Source organism: Streptomyces sp. SCPE 10 (genome assembly GCF_051980735.1).
Taxonomy (GTDB): Bacteria; Actinomycetota; Actinomycetes; order Streptomycetales; family Streptomycetaceae; genus Streptomyces; species Streptomyces misionensis.
The window spans coordinates 1,125,819-1,139,090 of the sequence record NZ_CP197069.1 but is presented as its reverse complement, the minus strand read 5'-3'; the positions used below and the strand labels follow the sequence as shown (position 1 = coordinate 1,139,090).

Annotated in this window: 11 protein-coding genes and 2 pseudogenes; 4 read left to right on the top strand and 9 right to left on the bottom strand. The window is 69.2% G+C overall.

The window, feature by feature from the left end; genetic code table 11:
- Positions 1 to 20: 20 nt before the first annotated feature.
- Positions 21 to 824 (top strand): SDR family NAD(P)-dependent oxidoreductase, encoded by an 804-nt coding sequence (locus ACSP97_RS05335; protein WP_440556512.1) that lies wholly within the window; start codon positions 21 to 23, stop codon positions 822 to 824.
- Positions 825 to 1,031: 207 nt separating this feature from the next.
- Here the strand turns inward: ACSP97_RS05335 and ACSP97_RS05330 are convergent, their stop codons facing one another.
- The 3 genes from ACSP97_RS05330 to ACSP97_RS05320 all read right to left on the bottom strand — a co-directional run bounded on the left by ACSP97_RS05330 (position 1,032) and on the right by ACSP97_RS05320 (position 4,498).
- A complete protein-coding gene (locus ACSP97_RS05330) occupies positions 1,032 to 2,129 on the bottom strand; it encodes an alcohol dehydrogenase catalytic domain-containing protein (protein ID WP_440558556.1) in 1,098 nt (365 codons plus the stop codon).
- 120 nt (positions 2,130 to 2,249) lie between these two features.
- Positions 2,250 to 3,236 (bottom strand): hypothetical protein, encoded by a 987-nt coding sequence (locus tag ACSP97_RS05325; RefSeq protein WP_440556510.1) that lies wholly within the window; start codon positions 3,234 to 3,236, stop codon positions 2,250 to 2,252.
- A 50-nt stretch (positions 3,237 to 3,286) separates the two neighbouring features.
- Positions 3,287 to 4,498, bottom strand: a complete 1,212-nt coding sequence (locus ACSP97_RS05320; RefSeq protein WP_440556507.1) for a multidrug effflux MFS transporter — start codon at positions 4,496 to 4,498, stop codon at positions 3,287 to 3,289.
- 89 nt (positions 4,499 to 4,587) lie between these two features.
- Here ACSP97_RS05320 and ACSP97_RS05315 point away from each other — a divergent pair, with 89 nt between their 5' ends.
- Positions 4,588 to 5,094 (top strand): MarR family winged helix-turn-helix transcriptional regulator, encoded by a 507-nt coding sequence (locus tag ACSP97_RS05315; protein WP_440556505.1) that lies wholly within the window; start codon positions 4,588 to 4,590, stop codon positions 5,092 to 5,094.
- Positions 5,095 to 5,502: 408 nt separating this feature from the next.
- Here the strand turns inward: ACSP97_RS05315 and ACSP97_RS05310 are convergent.
- Both ACSP97_RS05310 and ACSP97_RS05305 read right to left on the bottom strand, forming a co-directional pair.
- Positions 5,503 to 5,698, bottom strand: a pseudogene (locus ACSP97_RS05310) (hypothetical protein); the annotation flags it as partial.
- A gap of 523 nt (positions 5,699 to 6,221) precedes the next feature.
- A complete protein-coding gene (locus ACSP97_RS05305) occupies positions 6,222 to 6,866 on the bottom strand; it encodes a TetR/AcrR family transcriptional regulator (RefSeq protein WP_440556504.1) in 645 nt (214 codons plus the stop codon).
- 166 nt (positions 6,867 to 7,032) lie between these two features.
- Here ACSP97_RS05305 and ACSP97_RS05300 point away from each other — a divergent pair, with 166 nt between their 5' ends.
- Entirely contained in the window at positions 7,033 to 7,995 is a 963-nt protein-coding gene (locus ACSP97_RS05300) for a zinc-binding dehydrogenase (RefSeq protein ID WP_358276026.1), read from the top strand.
- Positions 7,996 to 8,867: 872 nt separating this feature from the next.
- Here ACSP97_RS05300 and ACSP97_RS05295 read toward each other — a convergent pair.
- Positions 8,868 to 9,162, bottom strand: a pseudogene (locus ACSP97_RS05295) (transposase); the annotation flags it as partial.
- Positions 9,163 to 9,305: 143 nt separating this feature from the next.
- On the opposite strand from ACSP97_RS05295, the gene ACSP97_RS05290 reads away from it, so the two are divergent.
- Positions 9,306 to 9,503, top strand: coding sequence for a hypothetical protein (locus ACSP97_RS05290; RefSeq protein ID WP_355154950.1), 198 nt, complete (start codon positions 9,306 to 9,308; stop codon positions 9,501 to 9,503).
- 771 nt (positions 9,504 to 10,274) lie between these two features.
- Here ACSP97_RS05290 and ACSP97_RS05285 read toward each other — a convergent pair.
- The 3 genes from ACSP97_RS05285 to ACSP97_RS05275 all read right to left on the bottom strand — a co-directional run bounded on the left by ACSP97_RS05285 (position 10,275) and on the right by ACSP97_RS05275 (position 13,258).
- The gene (locus ACSP97_RS05285) at positions 10,275 to 10,739 is read right to left on the bottom strand and encodes a MaoC family dehydratase (RefSeq protein ID WP_355154952.1); all 465 of its coding nucleotides are present in this window, start codon (positions 10,737 to 10,739) and stop codon (positions 10,275 to 10,277) included.
- Positions 10,736 to 12,247: an acyl-CoA synthetase gene (locus ACSP97_RS05280; protein WP_440556501.1), complete on the bottom strand. Its 1,512-nt coding sequence runs from the start codon at positions 12,245 to 12,247 to the stop codon at positions 10,736 to 10,738. Before ACSP97_RS05280 ends, ACSP97_RS05285 begins: the two co-directional genes overlap by 4 nt.
- A 126-nt stretch (positions 12,248 to 12,373) precedes the next feature.
- Positions 12,374 to 13,258: an amidohydrolase family protein gene (locus ACSP97_RS05275; RefSeq protein WP_355154956.1), complete on the bottom strand. Its 885-nt coding sequence runs from the start codon at positions 13,256 to 13,258 to the stop codon at positions 12,374 to 12,376.
- Between the last annotated feature and the right edge of the window lie 14 nt (positions 13,259 to 13,272).

Here is a 13,272-nt window from a genome sequence, read left to right as displayed (position 1 = left end):
CGACTGAAAGAAGGATGATCATGCCGGTCGTCGATTACCACGGACACACCACCCTCATCACCGGGGCCAGCGCGGGCCTCGGCGCAGAGTTCGCCCGCCAGCTCGCCGCCCGCGGCTCCGACCTCGTGCTGGTCGCCCGCCGCAGGGACCGCCTGGAGAAGCTGGCCACCGAGCTGCGCGAACAGCATCGGATCCAGGTGCACGTGGTGGAGATGGACCTGGCCACGGACCACCCCGGGCAGGCGCTGGCCGCGCAGGTGGCCCAGCTCGGCCTGCACGTCACGAGCCTGATCAACAACGCCGGGTTCGCCACCTTCGGCCCCTTCCACCAAGCGGACCCGGACCGGCTACGCCGGGAGATCGCGGTCGACGTGACCGCGGTCGCCGACATCAGCCGTACCTTCATCGGCCAACTGCGTACCGCGGGCCACGGGGTACTGGTCAACGTGGCGAGCATGGCCGCCTACCAGCCCAACCCGCGCATGGCGCTCTACGGCGCGACCAAAGCGTTCGTGCTCAGCCTCACCGAGGCTCTGTGGGAGGAGTCACGCGGTACCGGTCTGCGGGTGCTGGCCCTGTCTCCGGGCGCGACCCGGACCGAGTTCTTCGACGTCGTGGGCACCACCCAGGCCGCCGGAGGGACCAGGCTCGCCTCGCCCGCCGACGTCGTCCGCACCGCGCTGGCCGCCCTGGACCGCAGGAACCCGCCGCCCAGCGTCATCGCAGGCCGCATGAACCGGGTGATGGCCTTCCTCGCCCGACGCCTGGCCACCCGGCGCCAGGTCATCCGGGCCGTCGGCAGGCTCACCGCCAAGGAGGCATGACGATGGGCGGAAAGGCCGTAGTGAATCTCAGAAGGACAGTCGAGAGTATGGACGAGGCTCACCTGCCGCTGTAAGCAAACCCGCTCGTCCTTCACCCCTGACGGCACCCCGGCACCCCTGTCAGAAGGTGGACCCGACACCGGCCGCCTGTCCGGAGCCGTCGGCGGCATCGACGGTATCGGTGGAAGGTGAGGCCGGCGCTACGCTTCAGGGATTGACGACAGCCATCCACATGGGCTCGGTGCGGGTCTGCAGCGTGTGCAGGGCGGTCCGGACGTCGGCGAGCGGGTAGCGGTGGGTGATCAGGTCTTCCGCTTGGAGGAGGCCGCTCTCCATGAGGCGCAGGATCTCGTGGACGTCGGAGCGGGTGCAGGCGCGAGTGCCGATGAGGCGCCAGCAGTTGGTCATCAAGGTGAGGGCGGGGAACGGGCAGGGGGTGGGATTTCCGCCCATGTGGACCATGGTCGCGCCGGTGGCGAGGGCGGCGGTGGCTTGCCAGGTGGTGGGGCCGTCGGGTGTGTAGTCGAGAACGGCGTCGGCGCCCTGGGGCAGCAGACGGCGTAGCCGGGCGGTGAGGCCGGAATTGGTTGTCCAGTCGGTGTCCAGCTCTTCCAGGGCGACGGTGTCGGTGGGGAGGGTGCCGGCGAGCCGGGTCACGGCGTCCAAGCGTGCGCGGGAGCGGGCGACGAGGATCAGCCGAGCTATGCCGAAGTAGGGGGCGAGCTTGATGGTGGCGGTGCCCATGGTGCCCGTGGCGGCGGTGACGACCATGGCGGAGCCGGGGCGCAGTGCGGCGAGTTTCAGTGCGCGCAGGGCGTTGGCGAGGTCGTGGACCTTGGCGCCGAGGTCGAAGGAGACATTGTCCGGCAGCGGGTCGAGCAGCCAATAGGGCACGCGGATGTATTCGGCCAGGCCGCCGTCATGGTAGCGCGCGTACAGGGGCATGGGGGCGGGGCCGAAGGCGGCGTGGCCGATCATGGCCTGCTGAGCGCACAGCATGTCGCGGTCGGTGGTGCAGGCCGCGCAGGTACGGCAGTTGAGCTGGGGATGGACGCGGATCCGCTGTCCTGGTGCCCAGCCGTGGGCCTGTGCCTCTGGACCGGCGGTGGTGATGGTGCCTGCGGCCTCGTGGCCCAGGACGGTGGGCAGGTGACGGAAGGCGCCACGGGACAGGAGGGTCAGCATGCCGGGGGCGAGTCCGGCGGCGGCGACGCGGACCAGGACGTCCTGCGGTCCGGGTTCGGGGATGGGAATGGTGTCCAGATGGATCTGGGCGGAGCTGGCGTGGGCGGTGACGGCCTGCATGGTGGGCACTGAGTCTGTCTCCCGGTTTCTCGATGGTCGGTGTGACGGCGCGGCGTCGAAGCGGTGAAGGGGCTGGCGCGTGGGGCATCGCCGCCGTTCCTCGGATGGGGTGGTCGTAGGTCAGTGCGCGATGAGTTCGCGCACCAGGCGAGAGGTGAGGGGTTCGGCGGTGCGGGCGGCGGGTGCGACGCGGGGAGCCGGGCGATGGGAGAGCAGGGTGAGGTGGCGGGCCGGCTCCTCGGTGATGCTGGTGTGCGCAACCCCCAGAGGGATGCGGACCAAGTCCCCCGGGGCCAGTTCGAGGGCGCCGCGCTGGCTGAGCAGGACGCGCCGCCCGCTGATCTGGTACTGGATCTCGTCGGCGTCCAGGGTTCGGGTGTAGGCCCGCCGGCCGGGCGTGCCGGACAGGCGGGCGACGCCGAGCCGGAAGCCGTCGGCCCGATAGAGCCAGGCGGTCGTGGCGCGGGCGGGGTCCGGGCACAGCACGGTCAGGCGACCGGCCTCATCGTGGACTTGTTCCAGCAAGAGGCGTTCGTCGCTGCGGTGGGCGGCCACGTCGTGGCCGGGGGTGCCCAGGCACTGGGTGGTGACTTCGGTGACGGTGCCGGCCTTCCAGCCGTCGAAGGGCGGGAAGAGGGGACGGGAGACGTGGTGGGCGGTGTGTTCCTCGGTGACGGGCGCGGGGGTGTAGAAGAGCAGATGGCTCTCCTTGCGGCCGTAGTTGTCGTGGGCGACACCGCGGGGGATGCGGGAGAAGTCGCCGGGCTGCAACTCGACCGTGCCCAGCTCCGTCATGAGGGTGCGCTCGCCCGCGATCTGGTAAGAGATCTCGTCCACATCGCAGTTGCGGTGGTAGAACGGCTGCCGGTTGTCCATGGTCTGCCACTCGACGCGTAGTTGGTCGCTCTCGTAGAGACCCCGCGGCGGCGCGAACGGCTGGGACGCATACCGTTGCGGGAAGTGCACCGCTTCCAGCGGGGGCTGGTCGGTCCACAACTTCATCGGCCCGGGGGCGGGCTCGGTGAGCAGCAGTTCCTCGTCGCGCCGGATCGTGCGCAGGGGCTGCTCGTGGCCGAGCAGGCGGAAGGTTTCGGTGACGATGGCCATGACGGACTCCTCGATGTCAGAGGCAGTGAAACGGGGGGGGGCGAGGTCGTTCAGCGGGCCTGGCTGGGGGCGAGAGGGCTACGGTGCGCCGCACGCCGGGCGATGCGGACGCCGGTCGCGGCGACGACGGCCGCGCCGGTCATGACGCAGGCCATCGTCAGGCCCTGGTCGGCGTCCCCGAGGCCGACCAGCGGGGTGACCAGGGTGCCGGTGGCGAACTGGGTGGCACCCAGCAGTGCCGATGCCGAGCCGCTGGCACCGGACTGGCCGGACATGGCCAGCGTGGTGCAGCAGGGCGCCGCGAGGCCGAAGCCGGCGATCTGTACTGCCAGGGGAATCAGAAACACCGGGAGTGGTGCCCCGGCCCAGGACGCTGTCAGCACCCCCGCGCCGGCCAGGACGAGGACGGTGGTCGCCCTGGCGAGAATGCGCTGGGGGGCGGTGCGGCGGGCCAGGCGGCCGGTGGCCGCACCGCCTGCCACCATGCACGCCGCGAGCAGGGCGAAGACGGCGCCGGCGGCGGTGGGTGTGAGGCCGTAGCCGCTCTGGAGGACGAAGGCCGCACCGGCGATGTAGGCGAAGAGCACGGCGAAGAGGGCACCGAGGGTCAGCGCGTATGCCCGGAAGGTGCGGTTGCCCAGCAGTCGGCCGTAGACGCGGAAGACATCGGAGGGGCCGGCGCTGGTCCGCTGTCCGGGCGGCAGGGTCTCCGGCATCGAGCGCACCGACCACAAGGCCAGTACGGCGCCGACGATCGCGAGAGCGACGAACAGGCCGTGCCAGGAGGAGACGCGCAGCAGCCCGCCGCCCAGAATGGGGGCGCAGACCGGGGCGATGCCCATGACCAGGGAGAGTGTCCCGAAGAGCTGGGCGAGTCTGCTGCCGGAGTACAGGTCGCGGGCGATGGCCCGGCCGAGCACTGGTCCGGCCGCACCTGCGAGGCCCTGCAGGAGCCGTAGGGCGGTCAGCACCGCAAGAGAAGGCGCCAGAGCACAGCCCAGGGAGGCCAGTGCGAAGACGAGCAGGCCGGCGAGCAGGGGCCGTCGGCGCCCCAGGACGTCGGATAGCGAGCCCATGAGCAATTGCCCCACGGCCAGCCCGGCGACGTTCGCGGACAGGGTGACGCCCACCGCCGCCGGACTGGTCTCCAGCGAGATCGCGATGACTGGCAGAGCTGGAACGTAAAGATCGATCGCCATCGGAGCCATGGCGCACAGCAGACCGAGCAGCAGGATGGGCGGACCCTGACGGCGGGAGATCACGGGAGAGGGCACCGGAAGAACCACCAAACTTATAAGGTGGCTTATAAGCTAGGGCTTTATAAGTTGACTTACAAGTGGTGGCCATGAACATGCCCGACCCATCCCCTTCCTCCCCTTCCTTCCCTTCCACGCCTTCCGCCGGAGCCGGCGCAGCTGCGTTCAAGCCGCCCACCGGCTACCTCGTCTGGCAGCTCGGGCACGCCTTGGGCGCCCGCCTCGAACGGGCCCTGCGCGACCTGGACCTGACGCTCGCCCAGCACAACGTCCTCCAGCACGCCGTCCAACGCCCCGGCGTCACCAGCGCCGAATCAGCCCGACGCACGGGCGTGACCGCGCAGTCCATGGGCAGCGCGGTCGCCGACCTGACCGAGCGGGGACTCCTCGAACGCCGCCCCCACCCCACCAACCGGCGCATGCTCGGCCTGCACCCCACTCAGGCCGGCGCCCTGCTCGCCGCCCGCGCCCAGGCGGTGGTCGAGGACGTCAACGCCGAGGCGCTCGCCATCCTGACACCCCCGGAACAGGCCACCGCCCATCTGCTTCTGCATCGCCTGGTCACGCACCTCAACCCCGACGCCCTGCGCCCGCCCTCCTGAACGCGCCGTGGCGCACGGGACCGCCCGGGTCGCCGTCAATGAGCCGGCGACGCGAGTCAGTGAGCAGCCTCGCGATCAGGCCGTTGTCGACGTTGGCTTCGGAGCGCTGGAGGACGCGGCCGAGCGAGACCCCGAAGCCGAGAAGGACGGCGAGGGCGCGGATTGAGCGGTCGATGGCCGAACTCACTGCGCCAGTAGCGGAGCACGATCGGGAGGTCCTGCGCGTAGGCGACGAGAGGCAGGGCGGCCAGGGCCTGCGCGGGGCTGGTGCGCATGTGTTCGGCGCTCAAAGTGCGCGCGGAGGCGGGGGCGCCTGTCGCGGGTCAGTGAAGACAGTTGGTGCATCGGGGGGTCGGTCATCGTCCGTGTATCCGGTGGTGAGTTCGGCCAGGACACCGCGAGCGCGCCAACCCGGGCCTTGGCGGTGACCGCGGCGCTGATGTCGGGGCGCCAGGGTCTTGCGGGTTCTCGACAGCTTGCCGATGCCGCCCTTGACCGCTGCCTTGATCGCGGCGAGGACGGCGGCCATTGCCGGGTCGGTGTCCTTGTGTCGCTCCATCGCTGCCAGGAATTCCGCGTCCGTGAGGCCCTTGGTGACGCCGAGGTGCAGCGGCCAGAACGCCGACGCTTGACTTGTGTCCCGAGACCGGCCGGGCCCGCCTCTCCTACCGCCGAGCCGAAGAGAGAACATTGACCAGGGCTTCGGTGCCCCGGATCTGGTAACCCTGCACCTTCCCGGAGCCCGGGCCAGGGGCGATGATCGGTGACTTGAGGCCGCTGTCCCACCAGCCCTCGACGGCTCCCTGCTTGCTGACCTTCACGAAGGAACTCGCCGGCCCGCGCAGGCTGGAGCCAGGTCAGCGGCGCACCGGCCCTACGGTCCAGTTACCGAGCCAGCACCAGCACCTGCACCGTAACGGCAAGGGCTTCGACCTTGACGGCAGCTACACCGGCACCAGCGCGCCCATCACCACGGGTGACTACTACCACTTCAGCGGGCCTGCCACGCCGCCGAGCTCGGAGGACCCCTACTCGCACTGCACAATGAGCCCTTTCCAACCTGGCTGCGGCAGGGAGCCGGCAAGGCTGTCCGGCTGCGCGGTTGACGGACCTGCAGGTGACGCAATTTACGGCGTGCTGGGCGACTCTGTGAGCTGCAGGCGTGGTGCTGGCGGCAGCGGCGTAGGCGCTCCCGTCTCTGGCGCGGCGCGGAACGCCTCGATCACGTAGGCGGCGAAGCGGCGGGAGGCCGTGACCCGGGCGGCACGCGGCGTGTCTTGGAGGCCCCGGTGGGCCATGAGCATGAGGACCAGGTCGTCGATGACGAAGCCGGGGCGCAGTTGGCCGGTCCCCTGGGCGCGGCGGGCCAGTTCGCCGACCGTGCGCAGAATCCGCTCCCGGTCGGCGGCGAAGTCCATGGCCTCGGGGAAGGCCGTCGTGAAGGCGTCGGCGAATCCCCGACTGTGCGCGTGGAGTTCGCAGATCCGCTCGATCAGGCTCCGGAATCCGTGCCACGGGTCCGGGTCCGTAAGGGCGTCGCGGACGGCGGCGTGGCAGGCTCGTCGCTGCTCGGCGAAGGTCTCCGCGATCAGTGCCTGTTTGGTCGGGAAGTGCCGGTACAGCGTGGCGGGGCCGACGCCCGCGTGCCGGGCGACCTCGCGCATGGGCGCACTCAGGCCCTCTTCGCCGAACACCGCGCGGGCGGCGTCCAGGATGCGGGCCCGGTTGTCGCGCGCGTGGGAGCGCACGGTCTGAGGCAAATGGTTGGTCATCGTCTCTCACTTTAGCCAAACGGACGGAGGCGTCCGTTACGGTCCGATGGCGGTGCTGGCGCCCCGCCTCGGCACTTCGCCGATGAAGCCCCGGCCGTGGGGGCCGGCTCAACGCCCACGGCCGCAGCAGCTGCGATCCGTCCTTCCACCGACCCGAGGAGCAGAGATGAAAGCCGTCGTGATCAGGACGTTCGGAGACCCCGATGGCTTGGAGGTCGTCGATGTGCCCGTGCCCGTTCCTGCCCCGGGGCAGGTGCGGGTCGCCACGGAGGCGATCGGGGTAGGCGGCGTGGACGCTGTGATCCGCCGGGGAACGCTTGCCGCCTACGGCTTCCGGGAGGGCCATCTCCTCGGCAGCGAGGTCGCGGGAAAGGTCACCGCGGTGGGAGGGGGCGTGGACGCCTCGTGGATCGGGCGGCGGGTGTGGGCGTTCACCGGCCTGTCCGGTGGGTACGCCGAGCAGGCCGTCGTCGCGGTCGAGGACGTCCTTCCGCTGCCCGACGGCCTGACCGGCGCTGACGCGGTGACCCTCGGCGGCTCCGGCGTGGTCGCCCACTTCGCCCTGGACCGGGCTCGTTTCATGTCCGGCGAGGCGGTACTCGTGCGCGGTGCTGCGGGCAGCATCGGGATTACGGCGGTCCAACTCGCAGCCAGGGGCGGTGCGAGCGCGGTGGCTGTCACCACCTCGTCGGTGGAGCGTGGCACCCGCCTGCGGGACCTGGGGGCGACCCATGTCCTTGATCGCTCCGGTACAGGCGGCCCGGACGCACCGGTGGGCTTCGACGTGGTGATCGATGTTGTGGGGGGTCCCCAGCTTCCCCTTTTCCTGGACAAGTTGACCACCAACGGGCGGTACGTGGCTGTCGGTGTGGTCGGTGGGCAGCCGCCGGCGGACTTCGGCATGCGGCTGATGAACGCCTTCCGCAGGTCGTTGTCGTTTGCCACTTTCAGCTCTGACACCGTGCCCGGCCCCGACCGGCAGGCCGTGCGGTCGTCCCACTTCGCCGATGCTGCGCACGGGGACCTGCGTACAGTCGTGCATGCAGTGTTGCCGTTGGACCAGGCGGTGCTGGCCCACCGTGAGATGGACGCGGGGAAGGTGTTCGGCAGGGTTGTGCTGGCGCCCTGAGCCGGGCCGGGACGGCGTTCGCGGCCCGGATAACGAAATGGGGCCCGCTCAGATAGTGGCTGACGCCCGGCGGCGACGATGGTGATCGTCACGCCGGGCAAGTGCGTGGCGTGCCCGGTTACCGCTGTCTCGTCTGGCATCAGGGTGCGCCGCCGTGTCCCGCGCTCCCGACGCCGAGCGGCGAGTAGGCCGGTCAGGTAACGCAGGGTCGCGCTGGACGGATCGATTCCTGATGGATAGACAAGCACGTGAAACTCGAGGCGAACAGGTTGATCTTGGTCGACAACCCGTCTACCAGGAGCTTCATCTCTTCCCCGACACCGTTCCCACGCCAAGTCGCCTGCTGATCAACCAGGTTGGAAACAGCCCAATGACATCAGGCCACTCCGGAAACCCCTGGGCCATCGACATCTCGGCCCCCTCACCGAATCCCGGTGTGGACCCTGCTTCCACGCAACTTCTGCAACGCGCCCGACAAGACTCCCGACCCGGAGTACACCTACTAGATAGACCGTGTGGTCGCCCTCGGCCAGAGGGCGACCACACATGCTGCCCACAAGGAAAGGCCCCACACGATGGCGGCTGGCGCCCTGCTCATCGGCTTCGCCGTATTCTTCCTCTCGCCGCTCGTACCCTGGCTGTTGTTTCCCTTCCAAAGAAAAATAGGTGCTGCCGCAGGGGCACTATGCGCTCTGCTTGCCCTGCCGTGTTGCTTTCTTTGGAGAGGAGAATTTATTGGTTCAGCAGTCCTTGTAGTTTTTTCCTCCATCGTTCGGGTCATCGTTGAGGCGTCCGGAACGTTCGAAGAACCTCGCGCCCGTCGCAAAGTACGGAAGCTGAGCGGGTCCTCTTACACCATGTAGGACACGGTGTAAGTGGGCGGTGTCCACGACGACGCGGGTGGCGTCGATGAGGCTGGCATCTCCGAGCCGGTGCAGCACGGCTTCGTGCAGCCGCCCTCAGACACCGGCTCTCGACCAGATCAGGAACCGACGGTGGGCGGTCGACTTCGATACCCCGAAGCAGGGCGGTAGTTGGCGCCAGGCGCCAGCCGCTGACCAGCACGTAGACGATGGCTGCGAACAGTGTCTCATCAGGTTCGTCCTGCGTTCTGCCGCCCTGTGGCCGCACCTTCGACGGCGGGATCAGCGGCCTCGCGATCTCCAGTTCAAACTCAGTAACCGAAGCCGACGTTGCCCCATTTCCGCTGCACGAATCCCACGCGGACAAGGCGTGCGACGTCCCTCGCCCGAGGCGATGGCTATGGGGCAAATGCATCGGCGTCCGCATGAGCTGTCCCGTAATCCCTGGTGGATCACCGAGCGGCGTCCAGCGCGGTGCACCGCAAGGCGGAGATCCGTCCTCATACTGGGCACGTTCGGGTGATTCCCGTCGTGCAGGGCGAATCGCATCTCATCGGTCGGCTCGGCGACGATGACCGGATCACGAAGATGGTCGAGATCGGTCGGCTGCTCACGCCGGATGACGATCCGGTCGAGGTGGGCTGAACAGCACGTGTGACGAGCCGTCGGGGCACGACCGCCCCGCAGCCCCGCCCACCGGTTCTGCCGAAGCTCGCGGCCCGGTGAGGACGGCACGGCTGACCAGGCGTCTCAGGATTGGATCCGTCCTTCATGGCCATCCGCACCGTGACCCGTGCCGCCACGGTGCCCGGCGCCCCGTCGCCGACCTCGTCGAGCACAGTGATCGTCCCCTCGTCCATAGCGGAACGCAGCTCCGACACGTGCCGGAGATAACCCGCCACGTCAGACTCCTTCTCGTTGAGACGCAGCGTGGCGGTCGGATCGACAAGAGCGCGCACTTCCCGGGCGAGCGTCTCGTCGTCTGCCTGGAAGGTCAGCACCGAGCCTGGTGAGCGGGTGGGCATGAGGTGGAGCCATAACAGAGTCCTCTGGTCTGAGATACGAGTTCCGGACAATGGACATCTCCGAGCAGTCCCGCGGTCGTCACTCCACGCAGCCCTGCTGGGAGCGTACGCATCGGGGTGTGACAGCGATCTCCGGGCCGATTACCGAGACTGCTCAGAGCAGTTCGCGCAGAGCGGCCGCGATGTCCTCGGGACGATTGAAGAGAGCCATGTGTCCGCCGGGCGCCATGCGCGGCTCGGTGCCGAGGCAGGCGGCGAACTCGGTTCCGGAGCGGGCCAGTGAGGTGTCGTCGGTCCCCAGGATGTAGAAGGCGTCGAGACCGGCTGCGGTGACCGGGGGAACGTCCAGGGCGTCGACAAGTCCTGGAAGGGGAAGCGTTGACGACCGTGCTCAGGCGTAGTGCCGGTAGAGCGCCGACGCCACGCACGCCGGCTTCTCCGAGCCCTCCACCTCGATCGTGAAGGTCAGGCGCATCTCGACGCCGTTGCCCTTGACCTCCTCCACGGAGTCCACGGCGCCGCGCAGGCGGATCTTCGCTCCGGCCTTCACCGGGCTGGGGAAACGGACCTTGTCCAGGCCGTAGTTGATGCTCATTGAGACGCCCTCGATGGCGAGCAGGTCGTTGAAGAGGGGGATGACGAGGGAGAGGGTGAGGTAGCCGTGGGCGATCGGGGCGCCGAAGGGGCCGGCCGCCGCGCGCTCGGGATCGACGTGGATCCACTGGTGGTCGCCGGTGGCGTCGGCGAAGGTGTTCACCCGCTCCTGGGTGATCTCCATCCAGTCGGTGCGGCCGAGGTCGGCGCCGGCGAGGGCCTTGATCTCGTCGAGGCCGGTGACGGTACGAAGGGCGGTCATGCGGGGGCTCCAGAAGAGTCGGTGGTTCCGTAGGTTTCCCGGATGCGGGGCTTGAGCAGCTTGCCGGCGCCGCTGCGGGGCAGTGCGTCGGCGAGGACGACGGACTTGGGGATCTTGTAGCGGGCGAGGCGGCCGTCGAGGAAGGCCAGGATCTCTTCGACGCCGGCCTCCGCGTCCGGCGCGAGGACGACGACCGCGCGACCCACCTCGCCCCACTTCTCGTCGGGTATGCCGATCACGGCGCAGTCCGCGACGGCCGGGTGTTCGTACAGGGCCTTCTCCACCTCGGCCGGGTAGATGTTCTCCCCACCCGAGATGATCATGTCCTTGACGCGGTCGACGATGGTGACGTATCCGTCCTCGTCCGCGATGGCCACATCGCCCGTACGGAACCAGCCGTCCGTGAAGGCGGCCGCGGTCGCGTCCGGCAGGCCCCAGTAGCCGGACATGATGGTGGGGCCCTCGACGAGCAGTTCGCCGCGCTCGCCGCGTTCGGCGTCATGCCCGGCGGGATCGGCGATCCGCACGTCGTTGAAGAAGTGCGGCACGCCCGCACTGCCTGCCTTGGCCAGGGCGTTCTCCGCGTCCAGCAGGCACACGCCGGGGGAGGCCTCGGTCATGCCGTAGCCCTGGAGGAAGCGCAGGCCGCGCTGTTCGTACGTACGGATCAGCGCCCTCGGGACCGGTGCACCGCCGCACATCATCGTCCGTACGGACGACAGGTCGGCCTCGGCGAACCGCTCCTCCGCGGCGATCTGCTGGAACATGGTCGGCACGCCGAACATCACCGTCACGCCGTGCTCCTCGACCAGGTCGAGGGTGCGCGAGGGCGAGAACGACTCCTCGAGGATCAGCGTGCCGCCCTTGAGGAACGTCGGCAGGCACGTCATGTTGAGGGCCGCCGTGTGGAACATGGGTGCGGACAGCAGGGTCACCTCGTCGGAGGCGAAGTCGGCATCGACGAGTGTGTTGATGCTGTTCCAGGTGAGGTTGGCGTGGCTGAGCACGGCGCCCTTCGCGCGGCCCGTGGTCCCCGAGGTGTACATGATCATCATGAGGTCGTCGAGGGCGACGCTCTCGTCGACAGGGGAGTTCGGGGCCTGTGCCAGCGCCTTGTCGTATGTGTCGTCGACGGCGACGAGCCGGCCGACTCCGGAGGCGGCCGCGAACGCACCGAACGACGGGGAGTGGACGAGCACGGACGTACCCGAGTCGGTGAGGCAGTGCCTCAACTCGGCTTCGGCGAGGCGGATGTTGAGCGGGACGAAGACGGCGCCCAGCCGGCCCGCCGCGAACAGGGTCTCCAGGAACGCGGGGTGGTTCGGGCCGAGGAAGGCGACGCGGTCGCCGCGGCGGACACCGAGGGAGCGGAGGCGGTGGGCGAGGCGTGTGGTGCGATCGTGCAGCTGGGCGTAGGTGTACCGGGACCCCTGGTGGACGACGGCGAGGCGGTGGGGGGTCTTGCGGGCGCGTCGTGCGGTCCAGGAGCCGATGCCGTGGTTGCGCATGAGGGAGCTCCTTTGCGTCCCTGGGTGCTGCGAGAACGGGCGCGGACGGGTCCTTGGTGAGGCGGGCCGGTCGTAGGCGGTTCGGATCAGTCCTCGGTGAAGTGGATCCGTCCTTCGTGCGTCGGATCAGTCCTTGATGAAGCCGAACAGCCGGGCCGCGTTCTCCTTGAGGATCTTCGGCCTGACCTCGTCCTTGATCGGCAGCGCGGCGAAGTCCTTCAGCCAGCGGTCCGGGGTGAGGAGCGGGTAGTCGGTCCCGAACAGCACCTTGTCCTTGAGCAGGCTGTTGGCGTACTGGACGAGCTGCGGCGGGAAGTACTTCGGCGACCAGCCCGACAGGTCGATGTAGACCTGCGGCTTGTGCGTGGCCACCGACAGCGCCTCGTCCTGCCAGGGGAAGGACGGGTGGGCCATGATGATCGGCATGCCGGGGAAGTCGGCGGCCACGTCGTCGATGTACAGCGGGTTGGAGTACTTCAGGCGGATGCCGCCGCCGCCCGGTGCGCCCGCGCCGATGCCGGTCTGGCCGGTGTGGAAGACGGCGACGGCACCGGCCTCCTCGATCGCCTCGTACAGGACGTACGCGGACCGGTCGTTGGGGTAGAACGCCTGGACACTCGGGTGGAACTTGAAGCCGCGTATCCCGAAGTCCCGTACCAGGCGGACGACTTCACGGGCTCCCGCCCTTCCCTTGGCGGGGTCGATCGAGGCGAACGGGATGATGACGTCCGGGTTCTCGGCGGCGGCCTCGGCGATCTCCTCGTTGGGGACGGCCGGGACGCCGGTCGCGGCCTCCGCGTCGACGGTGAAGACGACGCACGCCATCTTCCGCTCGCGGTAGTACGCGGCGATCTCGGGGAGCGTCGGCTTGCGGTGGCCGTCCTCCACCTTGAAGTACTTGCTGGACGCCTCCTCCAGCTCGGAGGAGAGTGAGCCCCGTCCGCGTGAGGAGACCTCGGCGTGGGTGTGCACGTCGATTGCGGTGATCGCGTCGATGTCGATGCCGGCCATCTGGCGGTCGTCTC